28 protein-coding genes and 5 tRNA genes are annotated in these 24,033 nt (G+C 58.2%); 24 read left to right on the top strand and 9 right to left on the bottom strand.

Annotation, left to right across the window (positions count from 1 at the left end; genetic code table 11):
* The first annotated feature begins 65 nt into the window (after nucleotides 1-65).
* The 3 genes from ppnP to AACR14_RS08600 all read left to right on the top strand — a co-directional run bounded on the left by ppnP (nucleotide 66) and on the right by AACR14_RS08600 (nucleotide 3,536).
* Nucleotides 66-350, top strand: a complete 285-nt coding sequence (gene ppnP / locus AACR14_RS08610; RefSeq protein ID WP_005336842.1) for a pyrimidine/purine nucleoside phosphorylase — start codon at nucleotides 66-68, stop codon at nucleotides 348-350.
* Between the two features lie 154 nt (nucleotides 351-504).
* On the top strand, nucleotides 505-1,890 hold the full coding sequence (locus AACR14_RS08605; RefSeq protein WP_019445854.1) for an L-serine ammonia-lyase: 1,386 nt from the start codon (nucleotides 505-507) through the stop codon (nucleotides 1,888-1,890).
* 275 nt (nucleotides 1,891-2,165) lie between these two features.
* Entirely contained in the window at nucleotides 2,166-3,536 is a 1,371-nt protein-coding gene (locus tag AACR14_RS08600; RefSeq protein WP_005336844.1) for an L-serine ammonia-lyase, read from the top strand.
* Nucleotides 3,537-4,390: 854 nt separating this feature from the next.
* On the opposite strand, the gene AACR14_RS08595 is transcribed toward AACR14_RS08600, so the two are convergent.
* A complete protein-coding gene (locus tag AACR14_RS08595) occupies nucleotides 4,391-4,669 on the bottom strand; it encodes a YcgL domain-containing protein (protein ID WP_005360946.1) in 279 nt (92 codons plus the stop codon).
* Nucleotides 4,670-4,776: 107 nt separating this feature from the next.
* On the opposite strand from AACR14_RS08595, the gene minC reads away from it, so the two are divergent.
* The 5 genes from minC (at nucleotide 4,777) to mtgA (ending at nucleotide 7,896) form a co-directional block, all read left to right on the top strand.
* Nucleotides 4,777-5,496: a septum site-determining protein MinC gene (gene minC / locus AACR14_RS08590; RefSeq protein WP_013723728.1), complete on the top strand. Its 720-nt coding sequence runs from the start codon at nucleotides 4,777-4,779 to the stop codon at nucleotides 5,494-5,496.
* A gap of 18 nt (nucleotides 5,497-5,514) precedes the next feature.
* Nucleotides 5,515-6,327: a septum site-determining protein MinD gene (minD, locus tag AACR14_RS08585; RefSeq protein WP_005336847.1), complete on the top strand. Its 813-nt coding sequence runs from the start codon at nucleotides 5,515-5,517 to the stop codon at nucleotides 6,325-6,327.
* 2 nt (nucleotides 6,328-6,329) lie between these two features.
* Complete coding sequence (gene minE, locus AACR14_RS08580) at nucleotides 6,330-6,596, top strand: cell division topological specificity factor MinE (RefSeq protein WP_005336848.1); 267 nt, start codon at nucleotides 6,330-6,332, stop codon at nucleotides 6,594-6,596.
* Between the two features lie 197 nt (nucleotides 6,597-6,793).
* Complete coding sequence (locus AACR14_RS08575) at nucleotides 6,794-7,120, top strand: HI1450 family dsDNA-mimic protein (protein WP_005352317.1); 327 nt, start codon at nucleotides 6,794-6,796, stop codon at nucleotides 7,118-7,120.
* A complete protein-coding gene (gene mtgA / locus AACR14_RS08570) occupies nucleotides 7,105-7,896 on the top strand; it encodes a monofunctional biosynthetic peptidoglycan transglycosylase (protein WP_019445853.1) in 792 nt (263 codons plus the stop codon). The genes AACR14_RS08575 and mtgA overlap by 16 nt, the downstream gene beginning before the upstream one ends.
* 3 nt (nucleotides 7,897-7,899) lie before the next feature.
* Here mtgA and AACR14_RS08565 read toward each other — a convergent pair whose 3' ends face one another.
* A complete protein-coding gene (locus AACR14_RS08565; protein WP_019445852.1) occupies nucleotides 7,900-8,028 on the bottom strand; it encodes a hypothetical protein in 129 nt (42 codons plus the stop codon).
* Between the two features lie 147 nt (nucleotides 8,029-8,175).
* Here AACR14_RS08565 and AACR14_RS08560 point away from each other — a divergent pair, with 147 nt between their 5' ends.
* The gene (locus AACR14_RS08560; protein ID WP_005336851.1) at nucleotides 8,176-8,499 is read left to right on the top strand and encodes an HI1450 family dsDNA-mimic protein; all 324 of its coding nucleotides are present in this window, start codon (nucleotides 8,176-8,178) and stop codon (nucleotides 8,497-8,499) included.
* 55 nt (nucleotides 8,500-8,554) lie between these two features.
* Here AACR14_RS08560 and AACR14_RS08555 read toward each other — a convergent pair whose 3' ends face one another.
* Together AACR14_RS08555 and AACR14_RS08550 are read right to left on the bottom strand one after the other, a co-directional pair.
* Nucleotides 8,555-8,866, bottom strand: a complete 312-nt coding sequence (locus AACR14_RS08555) for a DUF1289 domain-containing protein (protein WP_019445851.1) — start codon at nucleotides 8,864-8,866, stop codon at nucleotides 8,555-8,557.
* 1 nt (nucleotide 8,867) lies between these two features.
* Nucleotides 8,868-9,728, bottom strand: a complete 861-nt coding sequence (locus AACR14_RS08550) for a CvfB family protein (protein ID WP_026034985.1) — start codon at nucleotides 9,726-9,728, stop codon at nucleotides 8,868-8,870.
* 231 nt (nucleotides 9,729-9,959) lie between these two features.
* Here AACR14_RS08550 and AACR14_RS08545 point away from each other — a divergent pair, with 231 nt between their 5' ends.
* The 4 genes from AACR14_RS08545 to AACR14_RS08530 all read left to right on the top strand — a co-directional run bounded on the left by AACR14_RS08545 (nucleotide 9,960) and on the right by AACR14_RS08530 (nucleotide 12,343).
* Complete coding sequence (locus tag AACR14_RS08545; RefSeq protein WP_019445849.1) at nucleotides 9,960-11,174, top strand: UPF0149 family protein; 1,215 nt, start codon at nucleotides 9,960-9,962, stop codon at nucleotides 11,172-11,174.
* A gap of 170 nt (nucleotides 11,175-11,344) precedes the next feature.
* Nucleotides 11,345-11,809, top strand: coding sequence for a MarR family winged helix-turn-helix transcriptional regulator (locus AACR14_RS08540; RefSeq protein ID WP_005336856.1), 465 nt, complete (start codon nucleotides 11,345-11,347; stop codon nucleotides 11,807-11,809).
* A 2-nt stretch (nucleotides 11,810-11,811) separates the two neighbouring features.
* On the top strand, nucleotides 11,812-12,000 hold the full coding sequence (locus AACR14_RS08535) for a DUF4250 domain-containing protein (protein WP_019445848.1): 189 nt from the start codon (nucleotides 11,812-11,814) through the stop codon (nucleotides 11,998-12,000).
* 163 nt (nucleotides 12,001-12,163) lie between these two features.
* Entirely contained in the window at nucleotides 12,164-12,343 is a 180-nt protein-coding gene (locus AACR14_RS08530) for a hypothetical protein (RefSeq protein WP_019445847.1), read from the top strand.
* Nucleotides 12,344-12,541: 198 nt separating this feature from the next.
* On the opposite strand, the gene AACR14_RS08525 is transcribed toward AACR14_RS08530, so the two are convergent.
* The gene (locus tag AACR14_RS08525; protein WP_005352326.1) at nucleotides 12,542-13,129 is read right to left on the bottom strand and encodes an FMN-dependent NADH-azoreductase; all 588 of its coding nucleotides are present in this window, start codon (nucleotides 13,127-13,129) and stop codon (nucleotides 12,542-12,544) included.
* Between the two features lie 225 nt (nucleotides 13,130-13,354).
* Between AACR14_RS08525 and AACR14_RS08520 the strand changes: the two genes are divergently transcribed.
* From AACR14_RS08520 to AACR14_RS08505, 4 genes are all read left to right on the top strand, one after another.
* A complete protein-coding gene (locus AACR14_RS08520) occupies nucleotides 13,355-14,245 on the top strand; it encodes a DMT family transporter (protein WP_050547829.1) in 891 nt (296 codons plus the stop codon).
* An 85-nt stretch (nucleotides 14,246-14,330) separates the two neighbouring features.
* A complete protein-coding gene (purT, locus tag AACR14_RS08515; protein WP_019445845.1) occupies nucleotides 14,331-15,509 on the top strand; it encodes a formate-dependent phosphoribosylglycinamide formyltransferase in 1,179 nt (392 codons plus the stop codon).
* Nucleotides 15,510-15,638: 129 nt separating this feature from the next.
* Nucleotides 15,639-16,298: a hexitol phosphatase HxpB gene (gene hxpB / locus AACR14_RS08510; RefSeq protein WP_019445844.1), complete on the top strand. Its 660-nt coding sequence runs from the start codon at nucleotides 15,639-15,641 to the stop codon at nucleotides 16,296-16,298.
* Between the two features lie 274 nt (nucleotides 16,299-16,572).
* A complete protein-coding gene (locus AACR14_RS08505) occupies nucleotides 16,573-16,776 on the top strand; it encodes a CPXCG motif-containing cysteine-rich protein (protein WP_005336871.1) in 204 nt (67 codons plus the stop codon).
* A gap of 186 nt (nucleotides 16,777-16,962) precedes the next feature.
* Here AACR14_RS08505 and AACR14_RS08500 read toward each other — a convergent pair whose 3' ends face one another.
* The gene (locus AACR14_RS08500; RefSeq protein ID WP_019445843.1) at nucleotides 16,963-17,580 is read right to left on the bottom strand and encodes a riboflavin synthase; all 618 of its coding nucleotides are present in this window, start codon (nucleotides 17,578-17,580) and stop codon (nucleotides 16,963-16,965) included.
* Nucleotides 17,581-17,683: 103 nt separating this feature from the next.
* Nucleotides 17,684-18,586: a DMT family transporter gene (locus AACR14_RS08495; RefSeq protein ID WP_019445842.1), complete on the bottom strand. Its 903-nt coding sequence runs from the start codon at nucleotides 18,584-18,586 to the stop codon at nucleotides 17,684-17,686.
* A gap of 130 nt (nucleotides 18,587-18,716) precedes the next feature.
* On the opposite strand from AACR14_RS08495, the gene AACR14_RS08490 reads away from it, so the two are divergent.
* The 7 genes from AACR14_RS08490 (at nucleotide 18,717) to AACR14_RS08460 (ending at nucleotide 21,097) form a co-directional block, all read left to right on the top strand.
* Nucleotides 18,717-18,923 (top strand): YaeP family protein, encoded by a 207-nt coding sequence (locus AACR14_RS08490; protein ID WP_019445841.1) that lies wholly within the window; start codon nucleotides 18,717-18,719, stop codon nucleotides 18,921-18,923.
* Between the two features lie 148 nt (nucleotides 18,924-19,071).
* Entirely contained in the window at nucleotides 19,072-20,451 is a 1,380-nt protein-coding gene (locus AACR14_RS08485; protein WP_019445840.1) for an MATE family efflux transporter, read from the top strand.
* A 159-nt stretch (nucleotides 20,452-20,610) separates the two neighbouring features.
* A tRNA-Val gene (locus AACR14_RS08480) sits at nucleotides 20,611-20,687 on the top strand.
* Between the two features lie 12 nt (nucleotides 20,688-20,699).
* Nucleotides 20,700-20,776, top strand: a tRNA-Val gene (locus AACR14_RS08475).
* A gap of 18 nt (nucleotides 20,777-20,794) precedes the next feature.
* Nucleotides 20,795-20,871 (top strand) — tRNA-Val (locus AACR14_RS08470).
* Between the two features lie 34 nt (nucleotides 20,872-20,905).
* Nucleotides 20,906-20,982, top strand: a tRNA-Val gene (locus AACR14_RS08465).
* A gap of 38 nt (nucleotides 20,983-21,020) precedes the next feature.
* A tRNA-Val gene (locus tag AACR14_RS08460) sits at nucleotides 21,021-21,097 on the top strand.
* Between the two features lie 169 nt (nucleotides 21,098-21,266).
* Here the strand turns inward: AACR14_RS08460 and AACR14_RS08455 are convergent.
* Complete coding sequence (locus AACR14_RS08455) at nucleotides 21,267-23,102, bottom strand: sigma 54-interacting transcriptional regulator (RefSeq protein ID WP_019445839.1); 1,836 nt, start codon at nucleotides 23,100-23,102, stop codon at nucleotides 21,267-21,269.
* A 283-nt stretch (nucleotides 23,103-23,385) separates the two neighbouring features.
* The gene (locus tag AACR14_RS08450) at nucleotides 23,386-23,850 is read right to left on the bottom strand and encodes a hypothetical protein (RefSeq protein WP_019445838.1); all 465 of its coding nucleotides are present in this window, start codon (nucleotides 23,848-23,850) and stop codon (nucleotides 23,386-23,388) included.
* Nucleotides 23,851-24,033 lie beyond the last annotated feature (183 nt).

Genomic DNA, 24,033 nt, shown 5'->3' with positions numbered 1-24,033 from the left:
CCCATGACAACTGGCAAAAGATTGTGCTAGTTTGGCTGCACAAACGTACACACAGGGATGTAAAGATGCTGAAAGTTAACGAGTATTTCGACGGAAATGTAAAATCCATAGGTTTCGAACAAAAAGGCGAGAAATCAACCGTCGGGGTGATGAACGCCGGTGACTACCTGTTCAACACCGCCGCCCCCGAACGGATGACAGTGATCAAGGGCGCCCTCACCATCCAACTGGCTGATGAAGATGAGTGGCACACCTACAGCCAGGGTGAATCCTTCCTGGTGGCCGGTCACTCCTCCTTCAAACTGGAAGTGAAAACCCCCACTGCCTATCTGTGCGAATTTCTCGACTGATCAGGCTGGTTGAAGGGGAGCAGCCCCTTCAACCTTCTTGGGCAACCCCCAGCCCCATTATCTGTGTCCATGTCACAGCACCGCACATCCCCACTTCCTATCCACGGCAAAAATCCTAGAATAAACAGACATAAACCATCACCGGATTGATGTCATGATCAGCGTGTTTGACCTGTTTTCCATCGGAATTGGCCCCTCCTCTTCCCATACCGTCGGCCCCATGCGTGCCTCTTACGCCTTCGTCCAGCAGCTCAAGCTGCAAGGGCATCTGCCACAGGTTACGCGGGTCGAAGTGGAGTGTTACGGCTCGCTGGGCCAGACCGGCAAAGGGCACGGCACCGGCAAGGCGATCATTCTGGGGTTGTCGGGCTTTGAACCGGAATCGGTCGATATCGATGCGATTCCCGCCATTCTGGCTCGAGTGGAAAAGGAGCAGAACCTGCCGCTGGCAGGCGAGCAACCAAGCCATTTTCCCCGCACCGGTGCCATCATCTTCAACCGCCGCAAAACCTTGCCGGCCCACACCAACGGCATGACTCTGCGGGCCTTTGATAAAGAGGAAAACCTGCGCTTCAGCCAGACCTACTACTCCATCGGTGGCGGCTTCATCATTGAAGAGAGCCACTTTGCCACCGCCAAAGAAGAGGCCGCCAAGTCCGATGCCGAGCACCCTGTCCCCTACCCGTTCGACAGCGGCGCCCAACTGCTGGCCCACTGTCAGGAGAGCGGCCTCTCCATCTCGGGGCTTATCCTCGCCAATGAGCGGATATTTCGCAGCGATGAGCAGATAAAAGCGGGGCTGCGCAAGATCTGGCAGGCGATGCAGGGCTGCGTCGAGCGAGGCTGCAAAAGCGAAGGGGTGCTGCCGGGCGGCCTCAAGGTTCGGCGCCGCGCCCCGGGGCTGTTCCGCCAGCTAAGCTGCGAGACCAACTTCAACAAGGATCCGCTGATGGTGATGGAGTGGGTCGATCTCTTTGCGCTGGCGGTCAACGAGGAGAACGCCGCCGGTGGCCGGGTGGTCACCGCCCCCACCAATGGCGCTGCGGGCATCATCCCCGCCGTGCTGCACTACTACGATCGCTTCGTGCACAAGGTGGATGACGAGACGCTGATCCGCTACTTCCTCACCGCGGCTGCCATCGGCATCTTATATAAGAAGAACGCCTCCCTCTCCGGGGCCGAAGTGGGCTGTCAGGGGGAAGTGGGAGTCGCCTGCTCCATGGCTGCTGGCGCGCTGACCGAACTGCTGGGTGGCAGCCCGGCCATGGTGGAGAACGCCGCCGAAATAGGCATGGAGCACAATCTCGGCCTCACCTGCGATCCCATAGGCGGACTGGTGCAGGTGCCCTGCATCGAGCGCAACGCCATGGGGGCGGTCAAGGCGATCAATGCCGCCCGCCTCGCCCTGCGCGGCACCGGCGAGCACAAGGTGTCGCTCGACAAGGTGATCAAGACCATGTGGGAGACCGGCAACGACATGAAGACCAAATACAAGGAGACAGCCCGTGGCGGCCTCGCCGTTAACATTACCGAATGTTAAAAAACGGCAAATGACTCCATTTGGTTCCTAAATGCCCGGCATCGCCGGGTATTTTTATGGGCAAACGCTTAACAAAATGGATAAGCACAAAAATAAATTTTATACTCGCGCCTCAGATTCAACAAAAATAGATCTATTTCAACTTTTTTTAGGCCTGGAGCCGTTACACTACGGTTATCTGGTTCTGTGACCTGCGCTGACAAGCGCGTTCCATGGATTTCCCAAATTTCTGTGAGTGGGCATGCCGCCCCCTTCTACCCTGAGGTAATAGTGACATGATCAGCGTTTTTGATATCTTCAAAATCGGTGTAGGCCCCTCTTCTTCCCACACTGTTGGCCCGATGAAAGCGGCCAAACAGTTTGTTGACGAGCTGCGCGCGGGCGGCAAGATCCGCGATGTAACCCGGATCAATGTCGATGTTTACGGCTCCCTCTCCTGGACTGGCAAAGGCCACCATACCGACACCGCCATCATCATGGGCCTGGCTGGCAACCTGCCGGAAAATGTCGATATCGATGCCATCCCCGAGTTTATCTCCCGTGTTGAGCAGACCGAGCGCCTGCCGATCGGCCTGCACTGCCACACCGTCAGCTTCCCGCGTGACGCCATGGTATTCCACGACGAAGCCCTGCCGCTGCACGAAAACGGCATGAAGCTGACTGCCCTGATCGAAGATGAAGTGGTTTACAGCAAGACCTATTACTCCATCGGTGGTGGCTTCATCGTTGACGAAGAGAACTTCGGCAAGGCTGACAGCGGCGACATGTCCGTACGCTATCCGTTCAAGAGCGCCGCCGAGCTGGTTGCCCACTGCAGCCAGACCGGTCTCTCCATCTCTGCCCTGATGATGGAAAACGAGAAGTGCTTCAACACTCCGGAAGAGATCTACAAGAAGTTCGGCAAGATCTGGAACACCATGCGTGAAGGTATCGAGCGCGGCTGCCGTACCGAAGGTGTTCTCTCCGGCCCGCTGCGCGTGCCCCGTCGTGCCGCGCCGCTCTACCGTCAGCTCAACACCAACGAGAACCTCTCGAGCGATCCGATGAACATCGTTGACTGGGTCAACATGTTCGCTCTGGCCGTGAGTGAAGAGAACGCTGCCGGTGGCCGCGTGGTCACTGCACCGACCAACGGCGCTGCCGGTATCATCCCGGCCGTACTGGCTTACTACGACAAGTTCATCCAGCCGGTTGGCCGCGACGAATACACCCGCTTCTATCTGGCTGCCGGTGCCGTCGGCATCCTCTACAAGATGAACGCCTCCATCTCCGGCGCCGAAGTGGGCTGCCAGGGGGAAGTGGGTGTCTCCTGCTCCATGGCCGCTGCCGGTCTGACCGAGCTGATGGGCGGTAGCCCGGAGCACGTCTGCGAAGCTGCCGAGATCGGCATGGAACACAACCTGGGTCTGACCTGTGATCCGGTTGCCGGTCAGGTACAGGTGCCTTGCATCGAGCGTAACGCCATCGCAGCCATGAAAGCGGTCAACGCCTCCCGTATGGCCCTGCGTCGTACCTCCAAGCCGCGCGTCTCGCTGGACAAGGTGATCGAGACCATGTACATCACCGGCAAGGACATGGACTCCAAGTACCGTGAAACCTCCCGTGGCGGTCTGGCCATCAAGGTGATGCAGGTTGCCTGCGAATAAATAAGGGTTACGACCCTCATCTGAACAAAGGCGGGATATCCCGCCTTTTTTATTGCCCGAATGGGATGCCAGGCACTTATACCGGCATACCGACCATTTCACTGTAGGGCGTCGCTGATATACCCTGCTACGCCACCGCAATGCGGATTGCCTTGTCTGCATACCTCTCTAATTACATACCTTGATTAACTCTTCTCAATGCATTGAGAGGGACATTACGCCCCTACATGAAACCTGTACCTGCTATCTTGCCCCGGTCACGATTTCACAACTAATCGATATCGAGATGCCCCCTCAGCTCAATATCCCCCCTTTGGTCATACCCTTGTTTGGCAAGACGCGGTTACCGCTCACCCTGCGGATTATCACGCCGCCACATTGATTGCCTCCTATGTGGCACTTTCGTGATCAGGGCAAACAATCAAGTACACAAACAGGAGGTTAGCTCATCATGTTGGCCACAGCGCATCGCGCAAACTGGTTTTAGCACCGTTATCACCGCCCTCTTTACGCGCCCTTTGATGAACTACTCATCACGCAGTGGAGGCCAAAAAAGCGCCTAAGGAAGAGGCTGAAAATAATCGATGAATGAGCCAATAGCCGTTGAAATGGAGGATATGAGTACGCGCCACTCTCTATTTTTGTGAGCGCCAGCAAAGGTTGAGGATATGGTGTTGGGAGCAGATTGACTTTCTATTTAAACAGCGAAAAGTGAATATCACCAAAGGGAGGGTTTAATTTGGCCAGATCCTGTCACGGGATTATCGCAGGCCACCTCTCCGGGGCCGGAATGCGTCATGCAGAGTCACAAAGAATTAGCCCCGCTGGGCAGAACACACAACGGGGCTGGATATTCAGGATGGTTTTTTCAGGCTGGCCTTGTGCTGCTCCAGCAAATTCTCGGGAGGCGGCGGCACCTGCAGGTAGAAGCCCTGGTTGGTCAATGCGGCCATCACCTTGCCGACATCAGCCAGCCCCAAGGGCTTGGCCGGATCCAGCTTGGTCATCAGCACCAGCTCGGGACGCCCGAATGCGCTCAGCAATGGCTCGGGAACGCGGGAGAAATCCTCTCTTTTTTCAACAAAAAGGTAGGTCTCGGCTTTTTTGCGACTTTTATAGACTGCACACAACATGGAAATTGATATAATCCGATGAGTTTATTGCCTCTGATGGGGGCAAACTATAACATCAGGAATTGAATAACAATAACGGATTAGCATCTCTGCCTCGGGGAAGATTCATGGTTGAGCGCGATAACGAATTGAAAGGGACCACCTTCACTATTTCTGTGTTGCATATCAGCGATGGCGAGCCTGAGCGGATACGTCAGTTGTTGGCCGAAAAAGTGGCCCAGGCACCCTACTTTTTTAATTGTGCGCCGCTGGTGATCAATGTTTCCCGACTGGAACATATTCCCGATTTCGAACAGCTCAAGGAGCTGGTGGAGTCCGAAGAGTTTGTGCTGGTCGGCATCACGGGGGCGCGCAGTGAAGAGATGAAGACAGCCGCCAAGGCGGTGGGACTTGCCGTGATGGCCTCGGGCAAGAGTCGCAAGAGCGAACCGGAACCCGAGCCTGCCCCCGCGCCAGCCGCGCCTGAGGTGGTTCCCGAGCCCGAACCCGCCCCCTTGATCCCGAGCAAGGTACATGTGGGACCGGTTCGTTCCGGCCAGCAGATTTACGCCGCCGGCACCTCGCTGGTGGTGCTGGGGTCCGTCAGTCCGGGAGCTGAAGTGCTCGCCGACGACAGCATTCATATTTATGGCACCCTGCGTGGCAGAGCCATTGCCGGTGCCCGGGGCAACACCCAGGCCCGGATCTATTGCCAGCAATTACAGGCCGAGCTGCTTTCCATCGCGGGCACATTCCAGCTGAGCGATGCATTGCCGGCAGGCCTGATCCAGCAACCGGTACACGTCCGGCTGGACAATGAACAACTCCGAATAGACCGTATCAAATAGAGTTACAAGGAAGCGAGAATGGCGCGAATCATAGTCGTTACATCGGGTAAAGGTGGCGTTGGCAAGACCACAACCAGTGCGGCCCTGAGCACCGGCTTAGCCCAGCGTGGTCACAAGACAGTGGTCATTGACTTTGACATCGGTCTGAGAAACCTGGATCTCATCATGGGCTGCGAGCGGCGCGTGGTGTATGACTTCGTCAACGTCATCAACGGGGAAGCAAACCTCAATCAGGCGCTGATCAAAGACAAACGCTCGGAAAATCTGTTTATCCTGCCCGCCTCCCAGACCCGGGACAAAGATGCCCTCACCCGTGAGGGGGTCGAGAAGATCCTGGATCAGCTGGCGGAGATGAAGTTCGATTACATCGTCTGCGACTCCCCGGCAGGGATCGAGGCGGGCGCACTGATGGCGCTCTATTTTGCCGACGAAGCGATCGTCACCACCAACCCGGAAGTCTCTTCCGTGCGTGACTCCGACCGCATCCTTGGCATCCTGGCCTCCAAGTCCCGTCGCGCCGAGCGTGGCGAAGACCCCATCAAGGAGCACCTGCTGCTGACCCGCTACTGCCCGACCCGCGTCAACCGCGGCGACATGCTGAGCGTGCAGGATGTGCAGGAGATCCTGGCCATCCCGCTGCTCGGAGTGATTCCGGAGTCCCAGGCGGTGCTGCGCGCCTCCAACTCCGGCGAACCGGTCATTCTGGACAAGGAGTCCGATGCCGGTCAGGCCTACGAAGATGCGGTGTCCCGCCTGCTGGGCGATGCCAAGGAATTTCGTTTTCTGGAAGAAGAGAAGAAGGGCTTCTTTAGCCGACTGTTCGGGAGTTAAACATGTCATTATTGGATTATTTTCGTTCCAACAAGAAACAGAACACCGCACAACTGGCCAAAGAGCGGTTGCAGATCATTGTTGCTCACGAGCGTTCATCCAGAGGGGGGCCGGATTACCTGCCCCAGCTCAAGCAGGATATCCTCGATGTGATCCGCAAATACGTCAACATTGATCCGGAGAAGATAACCGTCCAACTGGATCAGAAGAGTGATGAGCTGTCGGTGCTGGAGCTCAACATCACCTTCGCCGATGACAAGAAGGGATGAGCTGACGCCCTATGCGTGACCCCTTCCCCCAATGAAGACCGGCTCCTGTCACTGGATCCGGTTTTTTATTGGCACAAAAACAGGTCACAGCGGCTCGCCTCATCTCGCCAAGGGGTCTGCCGACCGCTAGAATAGCGCCGCCCCGCAGGCAGTGATCTGCGATGGCACCTTTTTCTCTTTTCTGGAACAGACCGCTTATGTCTATGAATGACGAAATGCACAGCGTCGAGGAACTGCTCGATACCGCCCTCGAACTCTTTATGGAGCTGGCCTCTGACAACCTGCCGGAGCAGGAGATCGCCCGCTTCAATCAGGAGTTCAACGACCGCGGCCTGCTGGCCGAAACCGACCCGGCCGATGACTGGGAGGCGGACGTGGGTTTTGCGGTGAGCGATACCGACTATGCCGAGATTTGGGTAGGCCTTGGCAATGAAGAACAAGAGTATGAGCACCTGTTTGCCCGCATGCTGCTCTCCCGCCGTGTTGACGAGAAGTTCTGCCACATCGAATGGCTGCCCCAATAATTCCGGATCCCGATGATCCCAGCCACTATCAGTGGGAATCAGACCCTGATGCCGTGGCTCCCGTGCGTGCATCTGCATCCTTTGGGCGTCGGGTGTTGAGGTGGGCAGGCAAGATCGCGCTGGCCGGGCTGCTCTGCTCGGTCGGCTCGGTCGCCTTGCTGCGTTTTATCGATCCGCCGATGTGGAGCTGGCGTATCGAGCGGGCCCTCTTTCCGCCCGCCAAGATCACCCAGGTGCGCCATCAATGGGTAGATCTGGCGTCCATCTCCAAGGAGCTGCAGCTGGCGGTGATCGCCGCCGAGGATCAGCGCTTTGCCGAGCACAACGGTTTTGACATGGATGCCATCAACGCGGCCCTCAAGCACAACCAGCACAGCGAGCGGGTACGTGGTGCCAGCACCCTCAGCCAGCAGACCGCCAAGAACCTCTTTATGTGGAGTGATCGCAGCTTCCTGCGCAAGGGGCTGGAGGCCTGGTTTACCCTGCTGATGGAGCTGGGCTGGGACAAGGCCCGCATTCTCGAGGTCTATCTCAATATCGTGGAGTTCGGCCCCGGCATCTATGGCGCCGAAGCCGCCGCCCGCACCTACTTTGGCAAACCGGCCAGCCGCTTGACCCGCTACGAGTCATCCCTGCTGGCTGCTGCCCTGCCCAATCCGTGGCGCTATCGGGTCAAGCCCCCGTCACCCTATGTGCAGAAGCGCTCGGTCTGGATCCGCCGTCAAATGGGTCAACTGGGCCAGATCACCCTCAATCGGGTGCATCAGGCCGACTGATCCTCAGGGCTCATCGGGTTTCTCCGGTGGGCCCAGATGGCCGCCCACCGTCTCGCGGTGAAGCGGCAGATAGTGCCACCACCAGGCCTCGCGCCGTCGCTTGATCTGTTGCCGCCGTCCCCGCTGCTTCATCCCCTTACTCCCTGCCAGATGATCCGCGCCTTAACCATACTCCCCCAACGGCGACTTGGACAGGCCAGCCACGCCCGGCGCACTGGTCTGGCCGCCACAGCCAATAATTGTTACAGTAGCGAACCTCGATGTATCTGGAGTGATTTCATGGAACAGCGTACCCCGGATCAGCTGGTCGAATGGGCCTATGATCAGTTTCTTGAGCAGGCCGCCGATATGCTGGCCCCCGAACAAATAGTCGACATCACCCTGGAGTTTGAGCAGCGTGGCGCCGTGGAGGCGACTCTGCCCAATGCCGACTGGTCGACCGAGCTTGGTGAGCCGGTCGATATGGAGCGCTGGGTCGAAGTGTGGGTCGGTTTGCTGGATCATCAGGATGAGTTTGAGGTGATCTTCGCCACCTTCCTGCTGCCCCGTCTGTTGACCGAAGATCAAGTGCATGTGCGCTGGCATCGCCAGCAGCAGGCATAAAAAAGGCGCCATCGGCGCCTTTCTTATTTCTATTTTCACTTAATTCAGTTTTCTGCTAATCCTGCGCCGCGATGGCCTTGGCCAGACAGCGGCGGCACCAGCAAGCGCTGGCCTCCTGCATCGGCATTGCCGGCAACTGGCTGCACCAGCACTGCGCAATGGTCTGACCGGCAGAGACAGCGCAATAGGCCGGTTCGCCACAACCTGGGCAGCGGTGGGTGCTTTTCGAGCCATCCAGCTCGGCCATCACCGCCAGCTGGGCCTTGCTATCCATCGCCGACCAGTGGCCGATCTCGGTCAGGGTGCGGCCACAACCAAGGCAAAGCCCATCTTTCGCCTTGCAGAGGCCAACACAGGGGCTCGGCATCTTATTCGCTATCCACTGCCGAGTCGGTCTCTGTGGCCACCAGAGTGATGGCGTTATCTTCGATGACAATCTTGCCCTGCTTGTAGAGTCCGCCGATCGCCTTCTTGAAGGTGCCCTTGCTCATGCTGAACAGCTTGTAGATGAGCTCGGGTTCGCTCTTGTCACCCACCGCCAGACTGCCGCCCTGCTTTTTCATCCGGCTCAGAATGCGTTCACCGGCGTCATCAACCCGCGCCAGACCCGGCTTTTGCAGGGTCAGATCCAGCTTGCCATCTTCGCGCACCTGCTTGACCCAGGCGGTTTGCGGCCGACCGGTCATCACCCGGCCAAACACTTCGTTCTTGAACAGCATGCCGGGATACTGACCGTTGACGATCACCTTGATACCAAGGGGCGAGTGCTCACCCGGCAGCGCGGTCACTTCGTCACCGACCTTGAAGTTGCTGCCGGCCGGGGTCAGGAAACGCTCGATGCGGCTGGTGCCGACCATGCGCCCTTCGTTATCCAGTTGCAGATGCACCAGATAAACGTGGCCCACCTGCATCGGCTTGTTCTGCTCACGGCTGGGCACAAACAGATCCTTTCTCATGCCCCAGTCGAGGAAAGCACCAATCTTGTTGGCATTGACCACTTTCAGACCGGCAAATTCGTCCACCATGGCAAATGGCTTGTCGGTGGTGATCACCGGCTCGCAATCGGCATCCAGATAGAGGAAGACCTGCACACTATCCCCCTCTTTCACCCCTTCCGGTAGTTGACGCTTGGGCAGCAGCAGTTCACCGTACTCATCGGCCGCAAGCCAGGCGCCGCGATCTTCGAGTTCAACAACGGTGAGGGTGTTCATCTTGCCAATCTGTATCATGGTGCTCTCTTTTTTCATTACCCGGATGGGCCAACTGAACATGGCCCCTATAGGCGCGCATGTTACCTCAAGAGCGGTGATCCGGCCTAGTCCCCAAGCCACCACTGGCCGCCCTTTCGCCCCTATCTTATCCGCCAATGGTGATTAAATCGCCAAACAGGCGGCCATTTGCTGCAAATAACCCCACTTTTAGGTAGACTTCGCGGCTGTTCAAATCCAGAGGAACTGTCGATGAACCCATCCACTCGTACCCGCCATCTTAATCAATGGATCCAGAGCCACAGCGATCAGGACATGACCTACCCGGCCCTGCACGGTTTTCTCTGTGCTCGTCTGGTGGGGCCGGAAAGCCCTGACTGGCAACGCCCGCTGGCCGGTTTGCTGGAACAGGATGCCGAGTTGGATGAAAAAAGCGCAGAAGCCCTCAACCACCTGATCGCCGAGCTGGAATCCCAAGCCGACGACGCCCAGCTGGCCCTGCCGAGCCAATGCCGCCTGCCCAGCGATAACCCCGAGCAGGTGTTCGAACAGAGCCACCCCCTCGGTCAATGGTGTTATGGCTTCAGCATGGGTTTTGCCACCTGGCCCAAGCCGAAGGATTTGAACGACCCGACCACCCAGTACCGCTTCAGTCTGGCCGCCGAGCTGAGCCTGTTTCGCGACAAGCAGATGGCCCAAATGCTCTATAGCGCCGCCGCCAGTGAACTCCCCTTTGTCGAGTTCTGCAAACGCCAGCGCCAGAACATGAAAACCGCCCTCAACCAGTTGCTCAACCTCGACCAGTATCAGGCCGCCCCCAGCGCTGATGTGGCCCTCAATGGCGAGCAGGCCCAACAGTGGCAGACCTGGTTCGAGCTGGCCGACAGCTGCCGCGATCATCAGGCCCGCCTCGGCTGGTTCGAGAAGATCATCGCTGATGCCACTCCGCTCTTTGATGAAGCCTTCTGGCAGCAAATCGCCGGTCACGGCTGGAGTGCCCCCGAACTGCGCCCCCTGCTGGCCGCCAGAGCCGGCCGCGCCGACTGCCTGCTGCGCCTTGGCAAGCTGGGCGAGGCCAAAGCGGAGTATCTGGCGCTGCTGACAATCTGCGTGGCCGATGAGCTGGGTTGCCGCTACAACCTCTCCACCCTCTATGCACTGCAAGGGGATTGGCAGGCGCTGGCCGCCCTGCTGGTGCGCTTCGATGAAGCCTCCAGCTGGTTGCTCTATAACAAAGCGCTGATGGTCTTTGCTACCGAGGGTGCCGAGGCAGCCAAGCCCCATCTGCTGGTCGCCATCGAGGCCAACCCGCACATTCCGGCCTGCCTGCTGGGTCAGCGCAAGCTGCCCAAACAGGAGCCACAAAGCTGGCAAGCGGGCAGCCGCGACGAGGCCGCGCTCTACGCTATCCACACTCGCGAGGCCTGGCTCAAGCAGAACGCCCTCATCTGGTTGCGTAAAGGCTGAACAGCGTTGGCTTAAAATCCCGTCGGTCAGACCCGGTTTTTCCTTGAGGGCGTGCGCCACCGCACATTTCATCGCAACCAGGTCAGACAAATCAGCTTGAGTTTCGTATCATCAATGTCAAAGTATCAAAAGAAACTGCATCTGATGCAGCCGTCACAGCAGGGTGTAATATGTCAAAAATCATAGCGTTACTCGCTCACTACCCGCCCTATCAGTTGGTACATGCCGCCGAGATGCTACGGGATACCTTCGAACAGTTTTATGAACAGCGTTACCAGCTGACCGTGCCGCAATGGCGCCTGATGATGGTGCTCGGCCCCAACTACCCCATCAGCCAGAAAGAGCTGGTCGAGGCGAGCGGCATGGACAAGGTGCGCATCTCCCGCGAGATCCGCCGTCTGGTCGAAAAAGGGATCATCTTTACCGAGAGCAGCGAGCAGGACAAACGCATCAGCCTGGTCTCCCTCACCAATGCCGGGCTCGCCCTCTTCCTGCAGCTCAAGAGTGAAGCGGGCAGCTGGCAACATACCCTGACAGACTATTTGCCTAGCGAATCCCGCGAGGCGATCCGCCAGCATCTGCACAGCGTCAGCGCCGCCATCGAGCAGCTGCAATCACTGGATCGGGAGAAATAATCATGGATTTGAAAAAGTTCGCCACCATGGACATCAACATGCTGCTGAGCGTCGTCAATATGCAGCTGCGTGATCGCTATGACGATCTGGATGATCTCTGCAAGGCGCAGGAGATCGATCAGGCAGCACTGGAAGCGCGGCTCGCCAGCGGCGATTTTCACTACCAGCCAGCGCAGAAACAGTTCAGATAAAGAGAGCTAGCGGGATCGGGATCACAGCGCCAGTGATGGCGCTGGCTCTGCGGTAAAAACCTGATATGGTCTGAAAAGCCCCAACAGGGTGATGCACGGATACATCACCCTGTCACAAGAGGGCATTAAAATCGTTTCAGGTGAGCAAACCAAGGATGACCCCATGATATTGATGACCCGACAGAGCCTGTTGATCACGCTCTGTACCCTGTTGATGATCAGCCTCTTCACGCCCCACATGCCGCAAAGTACCGAACAGTGGCTGACCACCCTCTTGCTTGGCTTGCTGGTCACGGTGGCGCTGCTACTGGTGCGCGGTTGTCGCCGCTTTATGATGGAGTAGTGACTCCGCCGGAACGTCTATACCGACAGCTTGCCGCGATACTCTCTGTAGCATTACGGTCTTGTCGCAATAACGTCTGTCGCAATCACACCAAGCCAAAAAACAAACGCAGCCTGATGGCTGCGTTCTTGTATCTGGCGGGGCAACCCCTGAAGAGATAACCCCTAACGGGATAGATAGCCCTTATAGAGAGAGCCCTTAGATAGCCAGAGCCTCAAGCTGCGCTTTGGCCGCTTCCATCCCCTTGCTCTGGGCATCTGGGCCCATACCCATCCCCTCGGCGTAGATGAAATCCACCTCTTTGATACCGATGAAACCGAGCACGGTACGCATGTAGGGAGTGACCAGATCGGTGGCACTGCCAACGTGCATGCCGCCGCGGGGGCTGATCACCAGCGCACGGGTATTTTCAACCATACCGACCGGACCAGTCTCGGTATAGCGGAAGGTGACGCCAGCGCGAGCCACCAGATCGATCCAGTTTTTCAGCTGGGTCGGGATGTTGAAGTTGTACATGGGGGCCGCAATCACCACCAGATCGCTCGCTTTGAGTTCAGCGATCAGCTCGTCGGACTGGGCGATCACCGCCAGTTGACGTTCATTGAGGTTGTCACCACCGCGCAGGCCGGAGGCCAACTCGCCATCCAGCACCGGCAGGTTGAGGGCAGCCAAATCACGCACGGTGACGGCATCATCCTGATGATCAGCCAGGAAGCCGTCGATCAGGGCGTTGGATTGGGAATATTGACCCAGGATGCTGGATTTGAGTACGAGGATATTGGCCATGGTGAAACTCCATTTGGTTGTCGGTTGAACAGCGTTGCTGTCGATGGAGGTCACTCTAAACATTGTGCTTATTTGCTGATAGCGAAAATAGATGCTCAACTTGTTCAAATTTTTTGATGAAAGGCCACTTCCTCGCCAGCCAGCCCTGCGGCCGTGCTTCAACCCTTGGCAGAACAAACGATTGCCGTTATGATCCGCCGCACTTTTTCCAGCGACCAGGATCCCATGATACCCTCGCGCAGGCACTCTCCTTTGGCCGGTGCAGTCTGGATGATGGTGGCAGGACTCTGCTTCGCCGCCGTCAACAGCCTGAGCCAGTATATCAGCTTCAAACTCGGCCTCCCATCGACCCAGGTCGCTTTCCATCAATACCTGATCGCCCTGATCTGCCTGCTGCCCTGGCTAGTTCGTCATGGCCTGCGCCAATCCCTGATGACCAATCAGTTCCGGTTGCACCTGTTGCGGGTATTGTTGGCAGTGATCGGCATCCAGCTCTGGCTCTGGGCACTGGCGTACCCCGTCCCCATCTGGCAGGGGATCGCCCTGCTGATGACTTCGCCACTGTTTGCCACCTTGGGCTCTGCCCTGCTGCTCAAGGAGCAGGTGAGCCGGGCCCGTATTCTGGCCACTCTGGCGGGCGTTGCCGGCGCCATGCTGATCCTCGCCCCCTGGGCTGACGATTTCAGCTGGGCCTCCCTGCTGCCGGTGGCGGCGGCGCTGTTCTGGGCGGGCTACTCCCTGCTGGTACGCTATCAGGCGGCCAACGAATCATCCCACACTATCGTGGTCTACCTGCTTATCTTCAGTACCCCGTTCAACGCCATGCTGGCGCTGCCAGAGTGGCAGTGGCCCACCGAGCCACAATGGCTGCTGCTGGCGGCAGCGGGCATTCTGTCGGCACTCGCGCACATGTCCATCGCTCGCGCCTACAGCGTGGCGGAGGCCTCCTTCATCCAGCCCTTTGATTTTGCCAAGCTGCCGATGAACGTACTGGCAGGCTGGCTGGTGTTTGGCTGGGCGCCACCCGGCCGACTGTGGCTTGGCGCCGCCATCATCATTGGCGCCATCACGTTGCTGACCCATCTGGAGCAGCGCGCCCGACCATCCGTTTCCTGAGGTACGCCATGCGTGCCTCTTTTTTTGCCCGCTATTCGTGCGATAGCGATCATCAACAATGACCAACGACATCAGGAGAGATCGTATGTTTGGAACCGCAACCCGCCCCGGCGCCACCCGCGCCCTGCTGCTGGGCTCCGGCGAACTCGGCAAGGAAGTGGCCATCGAGTTGCAGCGCTTCGGCATCGAAGTGATCGCCGCCGACCGCTATGCCAATGCCCCCGCCATGCAGGTGGCCCATGCCGCCCGGGTGCTGGATATGCTCGATGGCGCAGCCCTGCGCGAGCTGGTCGCCGAGATCAAACCCGACCTCATCATCCCCGAGATCGAGGCCATCGCCACCGATACGCTGGCAGCCCTTGAGCAGGAGGGGGTCAAGGTAGTGCCCAACGCCCGCGCCACCCAGCTCACCATGAATCGGGAAGGGATCCGCCGTCTCGCCGCCGAGACCCTGGGCCTGCCCACCTCCCCCTACCGCTTTGCCCAGAGCAAGGAGGAGTTTGTCGCCGCCGTTGAGGCCATCGGCCTGCCCTGCGTGGTGAAGCCGGTGATGAGCTCGTCCGGCAAGGGACAGAGCGTGCTGCACGATCTCGCCAAGCTCGATGAGAGCTGGACTTACGCCCAGGAGGGTGGCCGTGCCGGTCGTGGCAAGGTGATCGTTGAGGGCTTCGTTCCCTTCGAGTACGAAATCACCCTGCTCACGGTACGCGCCGTCGATGGCATTCACTTCTGCGAGCCGATTGGCCACCGTCAGGAAGATGGCGACTACCGCGAATCCTGGCAGCCACAGGTGATGAGCGAACTGGCGCTGGCCCGCTCCAAAGCCGTGGCGGCCAAGGTGGTCGAGGCCCTCGGTGGTTACGGCCTGTTCGGGGTAGAGCTTTTCATCAAGGGTGACGAGGTGTGGTTCAGCGAAGTCTCTCCGCGCCCCCACGACACCGGCATGGTGACCCTGATCTCGCAGGATCTCTCCGAGTTCGCCCTGCATGTGCGCGCCATTCTGGGGCTGCCGGTCGGCACCATCACCCAGTACGGGCCGAGCGCCTCCGCCGTGGTGCTGCGCGAAGGGCACAGTCAGAATATCCGCTATCAGGGGATTGGCGAGGCGCTTGCCAAGGTGCCGGGTGCCCAGCTGCGACTGTTTGGCAAACCGGAGATCGCCGGTCGCCGCCGTCTCGGCGTGGCACTGGCCCGGGGTGAAGATTGCCGCGAGGCAGTCGAGCAGGCCAAGGCAGTTGCCACCAGCGTCGAGGTCATTTTCTAAACGCTGTTTTTTCGCCGCACCGAAACAAACGTTTGCCGGTGTGATCGGGCGCAAGGGGCATGGCAATGCCCCTTTTGCATTTGCCCGTCAGGCTTATAATCCCCTCTTCAAATTTGTCAGGAGTACAAGATGTTAGCTGCCGTGATCTTCGATATGGATGGTGTTCTGATCGACTCGGAACCCTTTTGGCAACGGGCCCAGATCGCCGTGTTCTCCGAACTGGGCCACCCCCACACCGTCGAGGATTGTGAGTCGACCATCGGCGTGCGCATCGATCAGCTGGTGGCCCACTGGTATCGTCTGCGCCCGTGGAGCGGCCCGAGCCAGGACGAGGTGGTGCAGCGCATTCTGGATCGGGTCAACGCCCTGATCCTCTCCGAAGGTCAGGCCAAGGCCGGCGTGCTGGAGGCGCTCGACCTTATCGAAGCGCGCGGCCTGAAAGTGGGTCTGGCGACCTCCTCCCCCTTTGCCATGGTGGAAGCTGTGCTCGGCAAACTCGGCATTCGCGATCGCTTTATGGCGGTTCACTCCGCCGAGGTGGAGCGTTTCGGCAAACCGCACCCGGATGTCTATATCCACGCCGCCGAAAAGCTGGGGGTTGAGCCGGTGCAGTGCCTGGCCATCGAAGACAGCTTCACCGGTCTGCTGGCGGCCAAGGCGGCCTCGATGAAGGCGCTGATCGTGCCGGATCCGGCTTTAGTGGGAGACCCGCGTCTGGCCATCGCCAACTACCAGCTAAGCTCGCTGGCCGAGCTGAATGCCGACATGTTGGCCAGCTGGGTCAAGTAGCGCCTATCGGCGTCTTGCTGCGCTCGCGTTCTCATATCCGCAGGGGGCTCCAGCCCCCTGTTATTACCAGACAAAACCGTTGGCAATCCCCCCTCTTTTCACCTGTCATTCACAACCAGATTGTTCCTCTCACACACGACCACTCCAACCAGTTGCACCTTGCCATCGCTCAGGCTTGATCTCTGTCATAAACGTGCGTTTGCTCGCGGTTAACCCCCTTCAGCCCGACTAGAATCAGGGTAGATAGGCGGCCTCAGGGCCCGAGGAGGTTATCATGATCGAGTACACCAGCAAGCGCATCGTCTGCCCTCACTGTGGCCACCATACCCGGGTCGAGCTGGATGCCAGTCAGGGTGATCAGGAGTTTTACGAAGATTGCATGGCCTGTTGCAATCCGATCCATCTGCGGCTTCACCGCGACGAAGCACGCGACTGTTTGCAGTTGTTTGTGGATGCAGACGACGAGCAACTGTTTTGATTACGAGTCACAAAAGGCCGAGCAGCTGTTTTGCATGCAAGTCGCAAAGAGCTGAGCAGATGTTGTGACTGCGAGTCAGAATGCGAGTCATAAAAAGTTGAATAGATATTTTCACCATGTAAATAACAAGGGCCTGCACACTGCAGGCCCTTGCTTATGAGGGGATTGAAACCGAGCCGTTTCCTTTCAGTGACCCCCGCGTGCCGCCAGCACCCGCTCCACGGTATCGACGATGGCCTGGGTCTGGGGATCGATCTCGATATTGGTCTGCCAGCCAGCCTTGACCCAACCCAGGTTGGTGCGAGCCAGGGTCTCGGGGATCAAGTGAACGCAAAACTCCCGCTCGCGCACCTCACCGATGGTCAGGCTGATGCCGTCGATGCCGATGTATCCCTTGGTCAGCACATATTTCATCAGCTCGGGAGCAAGGCGATACCACACCTGACGGTTATTGGGTGTGTCGATCACCGAGGTAACCTCTGCCATGCCGATGATATGGCCAGACATGGCATGACCGCCGATCTCGTCGCCAAAGCGGGCAGCCCGCTCCACATTGACCTTGTCCCCCACCTTTAACAGGCCGAGGTTGGTGAGACGCAGGGTCTCCTGCATCAGATCGAAGCTGACCAGATCCCCCTCGACCCGGGTGACGGTCAAGCAGCAGCCGTTGTGAGCGACCGAGGCGCCGAGGGCCAGCCCTTCCCCCCACGCCGAGCTTGGCATGCGGATCACGTGGGTACGAAATGAAGCTCTCTCTTCGATGGCGACCAGCTCGGCCACACCTTGCACAATTCCGGTAAACATCATCACCTCTTTGTTTCTGGTAACACGCTCTGTTTTTTATCGCGGCCTGTGGCCGCTTCTTTTACATAATCCGTTTTTTACACAATTCGTTTCGTACAAACTGTCACACCTGCTCCGCCGCCTCAGACCGCGCCAGCACACGAGCCCGGTGCTGGGAATGGATGACCACTATGCCAGCCAGCACGATGAGTAGACACCCCGCCATACTACTGAGGGTCGGCATTTCACCAAACATCAGATAGCCGCAGAGGGTAGAAAAAAAGATCTGGAAATAGAAGAAGGGCGCCAGAGTAGAGGCCTGCGCATACTGCATCGCCTTGATAAGGCAATATTGGGAGAGCAGGGTCACCACCGGTAGCGCCAGCAGATAGGGCCAGTCGGCAAGCGTCGGAAAGCGCCACAGTGCAGGCTGCCAGCAGAGTGCGACCATTGCCACCATCCCCAGCATGAAGCAGGTGACGATTAGGATATCGAGGGTGGTCAGACGTGGATCCACCAGCTTGGTGATGAGGTTGTAGCCGGTGTTGGCCAGTACAATGACCAGTGGCAGCAGATAGTAGAGGTTCGCGTCGCCCCCGTCAGGATGGATCACCACCAGCACGCCAAACAACCCCAACAGCACGGCCGCCACCTTGGCCCGGGTCAGACGCTCCCTGAAAAAGATCACGCCCGCCACCACGAAAGCCAGCGAACCAAGCTGGCAAATGATGGTGTAGACGTTGAGCGGTACATGGGCCAGCGCAATCACCGAGACCAGCGCACAGACCAGAAACAGCAGCGAGCGCAGCAATAACCAGCGATCCACCGCCAGCAGCGCCGACACGGTGCGCCTTGGCAACAACAGCAGCAGACCGAGAAAAGGAACAAAGAAGCGAAACCAGACCATCTCCATCACGGAGTAGCCATGGTGTACCAGATATTTGTCCGCGCCATCCTTAAGCGTCAGGGCGAGAAGAGCAAACAACGTCAGAAAGATCGCCAGTGAATTGCGCGAAGAGAGCAGCATCAAAGAGGCCGAAACAGGAAAAGGGGGTAACCAAACTAACGGGCTTGCCGCAAATTACAACCGCGAGACTGACAAAATGGGAGCAAAACCGCTATATTTGCTCGCCTTTTTACTTTCAAGGAAGCAAATCATGATGGTTTATGAGTGCTGTGAAGCGATCCGTATCGCCTATAACCAGATTGGCTCCGGCGAGCAGGGCTATGTGCCGAAGGCCATCGCCGCCGCTATCCGCGCCCTCAACGCGGTCGCCGCCGATGAGCGGGTACCCGCCGAGCTGCGCGAGCAGGCTGCCTATGCCGCTGCCAACCTGCTGATCAGCGATCACGAAGACGCTTGATCCTGCCCCCCAGGGCGGCAACTATTTCGTCCTGGCTGAATTTCAGGCTAGAATGCCTCCCCCACCCTTTGCACTTTCGTCCGAAAGTGCAAAGGCTCTCCCGATTTCCGCTCTTTTTTACTCTTATCTGATCCACTCGGAGGTGTCAGTGCAACGTTATTGGTCCGAGGCGAAGCAGCTCGTCCGTCTAGCCAGCCCCATTCTGGTCGCCCAAGTGGCCCAGGTCGCCATGAACTTCGTCGATACCGTGATGGCGGGTCAGGTGAGTGCAGTCGATCTGGCCGCCGTGTCGGTGGCGTCCAGCTTCTGGCTACCGGTGATCCTGCTGGTGCAGGGGATCATCATGGCGCTCACCCCCATCGTCTCCCAGCTCAATGGTGCCCGTAAACGGGAGACAATCCGTCCGGCCGTTCATCAGGGTTTCTGGCTGGCCCTGATCGTCACCCCGCTGGCGATGATTGCGCTTTATTACAGCCCGCTGGCGTTGCAGTTCATGGATGTGGAGCCGGTGATGGCGGCCAAGACCACTGGTTACCTGCACGCCATCCTGTGGGGCCTGCCCGCGTTCGTGCTGTTCCAGGTGCTGCGCAACTTCAGTGAGGGGCTCTCCCACACCATGCCCACCATGGTGATCGGCTTTGTCGGGCTGGCGGTCAATATTCCCGCCAACTACATCTTCATCCACGGTCACTTCGGCATGCCCAAGCTTGGCGGGGTCGGCTGTGGCGTGGCCACGGCCATCGTGCTGTGGGCCATGCTGCTGGCGATGATCCTCTATGTGAAGCTCTCCCGTCACTTCACCGAGATCCGCCTCTTCTCCCAACTGGCTCGCCCCAACGGCAGCCGGATCTGGCGCTTGTTCCGCTTAGGGTTCCCCATCGCCATGGCGATCTTCTGCGAGGTGACCCTGTTTACCGTGGTGGCCCTGATGCTGGCCCCCTTCGGTGCCGAGACGGTGGCGAGTCACCAGATTGCCCTCAACTTCTCCAGCCTGGTCTTTATGCTGCCCCTCTCCATCGGGGTGGGTGTCACCATCCGGGTCGGCCACAGCATCGGTGAAGGGCAGCCCCATCATGCTCGGGTAGCGGCTCGCACCGGTTTGATGCTGGGGATGGCCATCGCCGCTGCCACTGCCGCCATGACGGTGCTACTGCGCGAGCAGATCGCCTCCATCTATACCGATGATCAGCAGGTGATCGTCCTGGCGGCCATCTTGCTGTTCTTCGCCGCCATCTATCAAATCTCCGACTCGGTGCAGGTGGTCGCGGCCGCCGCACTGCGCGGTTACAAGGATACCCAGGCGATCTTCTACGTCACCATCGTCGCCTACTGGGGACTGGGTCTGCCCACCGGCATGATCCTGGGTCTGACCGACTGGGTGGTGCCACGGATGGGGCCGCAGGGTTTCTGGATCGGTTTTATCGTCGGCCTCACCAGCGCGGCCCTGATGCTGGGGGCGAGATTGCGCTACATCTACGGCCGTTTTGCCACTCCGGAAGCCTGCACTACCCTGTCGCGGGCCCAGTAACAGAGCTTGGCAAGCGACAACTCGCCTGCAAAATCAACAGGCTGCGCAAGAACTGGGCAAACAGTCTCCTTTATGCATATGGCCTGTTGACAGCCTTGGGGGGCATGGGTAGTATGCCGACCACGTCAGCAGCGCTGGCGTAGTGAAGTAAGAGAAAGTGGGTTTATAGCTCAGTTGGTTAGAGCACTACCTTGACATGGTAGGGGTCGTTGGTTCGAATCCAATTAAACCCACCACTTTTCTGTGATGCGTCCTTAGCTCAGCTGGTTAGAGCACCACCTTGACATGGTGGGGGTCGGTGGTTCGAATCCACTAGGACGCACCATTACAGAACACTGATTATGCGTCCTTAGCTCAGCTGGTTAGAGCATCACCTTGACATGGTGGGGGTCGGTGGTTCGAATCCACTAGGACGCACCATTCAGTTTCAAAACTTTGCAGTTATTCCAGATGTGGGTTTATAGCTCAGTTGGTTAGAGCACTACCTTGACATGGTAGGGGTCGTTGGTTCGAATCCAATTAAACCCACCACTTCTGCATAAAGAAATAAAAGTCGCATCGCGCACCCTGCGTCCTTAGCTCAGCTGGTTAGAGCATCACCTTGACATGGTGGGGGTCGGTGGTTCGAATCCACTAGGACGCACCAGATTAAAAAAGCCCGCTCATCGAGCGGGCTTTTTGCATTCTGCCATGCAGCCACTCCCCTGCCCCGCCAATCCGTTCAGCACAATTCGGCAATGGCGCAGAACCTTGTTCCCATAAAAAACCCGTGCCATCCGATAAACGACACGGGCCGGATAGATGCCGCCAGCGCCTCAGCTCTGCACGGCAATCTCGTACTTCTTTATCTTGCGATAGAGGGTGGCAATCCCAATCCCCAGCGCCTGTGCGGCCAGTTTTTTGTTGCCGAGCCGCTGCAGGGTCTCTTCTATCATCTGTTTTTCCATGCTCTCAAGGCCGCTCTCACCCGGAACGGGTTCAGGCAGCTTCTCCGGCGTGGCGGCGAGCGGAGCTGTGGCAGGCACATTGAACGCCGCATCCAGATTGGTCACCGGGATCGACTGGGCCGCCACGCGATGGGGCTCCTGATTGCGGATGATGTTGGGGGGCAGCAGACTGGCGTCAATCACTTCGCCCGCCTGGCTGACGTTGACCAGATATTCGATGAGGTTGCTGAGCTCGCGGACGTTGCCCGGCCAGCGATACCCCTTGAGCAGCGCCATCACCTCGGGAGCCAGACCGGGATAGACAATGCCAATGCGGCTGGTGTGCAGGTTGAGGAAGTAGTGGGTCAGCAGCTCCACGTCCCCTTCCCGCTCCCGCAGTGGCGGCAGGTTGAGGGGGATGACGTTGATGCGGTAGTAGAGATCCTCGCGAAACTTCCCTTCGACGATGTATTGATCGAGATGCTGGTGAGTAGCGGCGATGATGCGAATATCCACCGGCACCGGTCGGCTAGCCCCGATGGGGGTCACCTCCCGCAGCTCCAGCACCCGCAGCAGCTTGGCCTGCATGGTGAGCGGCATGTCGCCAATCTCGTCGAGGAACAGGGTGCCCTGATGGGCCGCCTGAATAAGGCCCTGCTTGCCACCGCTGGAAGCGCCGGTAAACGATCCCTTCACATAGCCAAACAGCTCGCTCTCCAGCAGTTGTTCGGGAATAGCGGCACAGTTGATGGCAATAAAAGGCTTGTCCTGACGCGGACTCAAGCGATGGACGGCGCGGGCCACCACCTCTTTACCGGTGCCGCTCTCGCCGCAAATCAGCACGCTGGAGGGACTCTGGGCGATGCGATGCAGCAGTCGTTTGAGGGTGCGCATCGGCTTGCTCTCGCCGATCAGCTGATCGATCCGCACATCCGGGTCCGGCTCCTGAACCTGGCCGGAGTGGGACTGGTGAAAGGCCATCAGAAAGAGCTGCTGGCCCTGCACATGATGTAGCTGGCCGATGATCAGCTCCTGACGACCTTCAAAGGTGATGATGTGCTGAAGATGACCACTCAGCCCCTGTTGGGAGAAGGTGAGCGGTCGGATCCCCACTTCGCGCCCCTGCAGCTGTTCCTGCTGGCAACCCAGATGATGGAGTGCCACCTCGTTGGCGTAGAGCAGTTGACTCTTGTCATCGAGCAACAGGCAGCCCTGATCCATGTTGGTCATCAGATTGAGGAACACCTTGTTGACCCCATCCGACAGCCCGCGTGAATCGAGCAACTTGGCCACAAAGATGGTGGAGATATGGCGCACATAGTCGCACACATCCTGCAGATTGTTGTTGAGGCGCGCCTGCTGCTCGTCGCTGAAGGCCACCAGACTGATCACCCCGATACAGCGCTCGTCCACCATGATGGGCACCCCGAGGAAGGCGCGCTCACGGCAGCTCTCCTTGCAGGTACAACCGTCACACACGGGATCATCGCTGGTGTGGGTAACGATCTTCTCCCGCTGGTTATCAATCACATAGCGCAGCAGTCGGGAATCCCCCTCCAGCTGACGTCCGAAGAACTTGCCATAGGGCCCGGTGCCAGCCACCCGAACCATATCGGCATCCACAATCTCGACCTCAAGCTGCAGCACACTCGCCAGCATCTTGGCAAAGCGCAAGATGGTCGGCTGGATCTGCATCAACAGACACTGGTTGCTCACGGATCTCATCCATCATTCCTTTTTGTTCTTGTTATCCTCCCCCGAAAGGGAGTCATGCTGGCCAGATACTAAGGGATATCAGGGGGAACTACTTCGGGGGGGATCACGAAAAGGGAAAAAGATCCGCATCCTCTGCGACTTCAGAGGTACAGATAAAATTCAATAAAAACATAAAGATGAAAACACATGCAGTGAGATAAACCACTCAGACCAGCCAAGCCTGCTGATCCGCGAAGTCCATCGACATATCATGCTAAAGGTGGGGAAAACAGCCACTGAAATGGCATCTGGCTCACGCGCCGCGTACCTGTTTCAAGACTTGGCACTCATGGTCGAAATCCGCTTTATCTTGCGGCTGAATGTAACTTTGCCAGCGGGCAAACAGCTCGGCCGTTGGATAACGATGCAGACGAATACCGGTGCGATAGAGTTTGGGAAAGAGTGGGTCTGGCTGGGATCTCACGACCAGACCGCGCAGTTTCTCGCCAGAGGGAATGGCAATCACCAGCTCATCCCCCTCTTTCAACCGTATGGCCCCCAGAATACCGATGCCGCCGATGGCTATGTCGCGCACCACCACATAGGGCACCGGGTTGAGCAACTCCAGAAACCAGTTGCGACGGCGACATTCTGCCTTGTAACCACCACCACTGAGGATAAAGCGGCGGTGTCTGCGCCAGTCATAACCGGTAGGCAATGCCGGGTCATAGCGCGATTTTTCCTGCCCCACAGGCTCAGATTGCTCACTTGTGCTCATCCGGTTTCCCTCACTGGCATTGGTTAAACAGTGTCAGTCAGCTCTTTTTCATACTATAGCTGTCGCCGTTAGGCCCGGGGCTCAGGGTTGGATAGGGGGACGACAGATGTATCACGAGGCAATAATGGACAGAGATGGCATGGATTAGATGCGAACTACTGCGACTCGGTTCGATCAAGCAAT

The organism is Aeromonas sp. 159 (assembly GCF_963862045.1).
GTDB classification, from domain to species: Bacteria; Pseudomonadota; Gammaproteobacteria; order Enterobacterales; family Aeromonadaceae; genus Aeromonas; species Aeromonas veronii.
The sequence above is the reverse complement of the archived record's forward strand: the minus strand, read 5'-3'. Positions and strand labels throughout refer to the sequence as shown.

Excerpts from the sequence above, each read along its gene's own strand:
- AACR14_RS08595 (WP_005360946.1), bottom strand. The coding sequence starts at position 4,669 with ATGTTGTGTGCAGTCTATAAAAGTCGCAAAAAAGCCGAGACCTACCTT.
- AACR14_RS08450 (WP_019445838.1), bottom strand. The coding sequence starts at position 23,850 with ATGAGCACAAGTGAGCAATCTGAGCCTGTGGGGCAGGAAAAATCGCGC.
- AACR14_RS08555 (WP_019445851.1), bottom strand. The coding sequence starts at position 8,866 with ATGCCGAGCCCCTGTGTTGGCCTCTGCAAGGCGAAAGATGGGCTTTGC.
- AACR14_RS08540 (WP_005336856.1), top strand. The coding sequence starts at position 11,345 with ATGTCAAAAATCATAGCGTTACTCGCTCACTACCCGCCCTATCAGTTG.
- AACR14_RS08455 (WP_019445839.1), bottom strand. The coding sequence starts at position 23,102 with ATGAGATCCGTGAGCAACCAGTGTCTGTTGATGCAGATCCAGCCGACC.
- purT (WP_019445845.1), top strand. The coding sequence starts at position 14,331 with ATGTTTGGAACCGCAACCCGCCCCGGCGCCACCCGCGCCCTGCTGCTG.
- AACR14_RS08560 (WP_005336851.1), top strand. The coding sequence starts at position 8,176 with ATGGAACAGCGTACCCCGGATCAGCTGGTCGAATGGGCCTATGATCAG.
- AACR14_RS08535 (WP_019445848.1), top strand. The coding sequence starts at position 11,812 with ATGGATTTGAAAAAGTTCGCCACCATGGACATCAACATGCTGCTGAGC.
- AACR14_RS08545 (WP_019445849.1), top strand. The coding sequence starts at position 9,960 with ATGAACCCATCCACTCGTACCCGCCATCTTAATCAATGGATCCAGAGC.
- AACR14_RS08490 (WP_019445841.1), top strand. The coding sequence starts at position 18,717 with ATGATGGTTTATGAGTGCTGTGAAGCGATCCGTATCGCCTATAACCAG.
- AACR14_RS08505 (WP_005336871.1), top strand. The coding sequence starts at position 16,573 with ATGATCGAGTACACCAGCAAGCGCATCGTCTGCCCTCACTGTGGCCAC.
- AACR14_RS08520 (WP_050547829.1), top strand. The coding sequence starts at position 13,355 with ATGATACCCTCGCGCAGGCACTCTCCTTTGGCCGGTGCAGTCTGGATG.
- AACR14_RS08530 (WP_019445847.1), top strand. The coding sequence starts at position 12,164 with ATGATATTGATGACCCGACAGAGCCTGTTGATCACGCTCTGTACCCTG.
- minC (WP_013723728.1), top strand. The coding sequence starts at position 4,777 with ATGGTTGAGCGCGATAACGAATTGAAAGGGACCACCTTCACTATTTCT.
- AACR14_RS08575 (WP_005352317.1), top strand. The coding sequence starts at position 6,794 with ATGTCTATGAATGACGAAATGCACAGCGTCGAGGAACTGCTCGATACC.
- minE (WP_005336848.1), top strand. The coding sequence starts at position 6,330 with ATGTCATTATTGGATTATTTTCGTTCCAACAAGAAACAGAACACCGCA.
- mtgA (WP_019445853.1), top strand. The coding sequence starts at position 7,105 with ATGGCTGCCCCAATAATTCCGGATCCCGATGATCCCAGCCACTATCAG.
- hxpB (WP_019445844.1), top strand. The coding sequence starts at position 15,639 with ATGTTAGCTGCCGTGATCTTCGATATGGATGGTGTTCTGATCGACTCG.
- AACR14_RS08500 (WP_019445843.1), bottom strand. The coding sequence starts at position 17,580 with ATGTTTACCGGAATTGTGCAAGGTGTGGCCGAGCTGGTCGCCATCGAA.
- ppnP (WP_005336842.1), top strand. The coding sequence starts at position 66 with ATGCTGAAAGTTAACGAGTATTTCGACGGAAATGTAAAATCCATAGGT.
- minD (WP_005336847.1), top strand. The coding sequence starts at position 5,515 with ATGGCGCGAATCATAGTCGTTACATCGGGTAAAGGTGGCGTTGGCAAG.
- AACR14_RS08525 (WP_005352326.1), bottom strand. The coding sequence starts at position 13,129 with ATGGCCAATATCCTCGTACTCAAATCCAGCATCCTGGGTCAATATTCC.
- AACR14_RS08495 (WP_019445842.1), bottom strand. The coding sequence starts at position 18,586 with ATGCTGCTCTCTTCGCGCAATTCACTGGCGATCTTTCTGACGTTGTTT.
- AACR14_RS08600 (WP_005336844.1), top strand. The coding sequence starts at position 2,166 with ATGATCAGCGTTTTTGATATCTTCAAAATCGGTGTAGGCCCCTCTTCT.
- AACR14_RS08565 (WP_019445852.1), bottom strand. The coding sequence starts at position 8,028 with ATGAAGCAGCGGGGACGGCGGCAACAGATCAAGCGACGGCGCGAGGCC.
- AACR14_RS08605 (WP_019445854.1), top strand. The coding sequence starts at position 505 with ATGATCAGCGTGTTTGACCTGTTTTCCATCGGAATTGGCCCCTCCTCT.
- AACR14_RS08550 (WP_026034985.1), bottom strand. The coding sequence starts at position 9,728 with ATGATACAGATTGGCAAGATGAACACCCTCACCGTTGTTGAACTCGAA.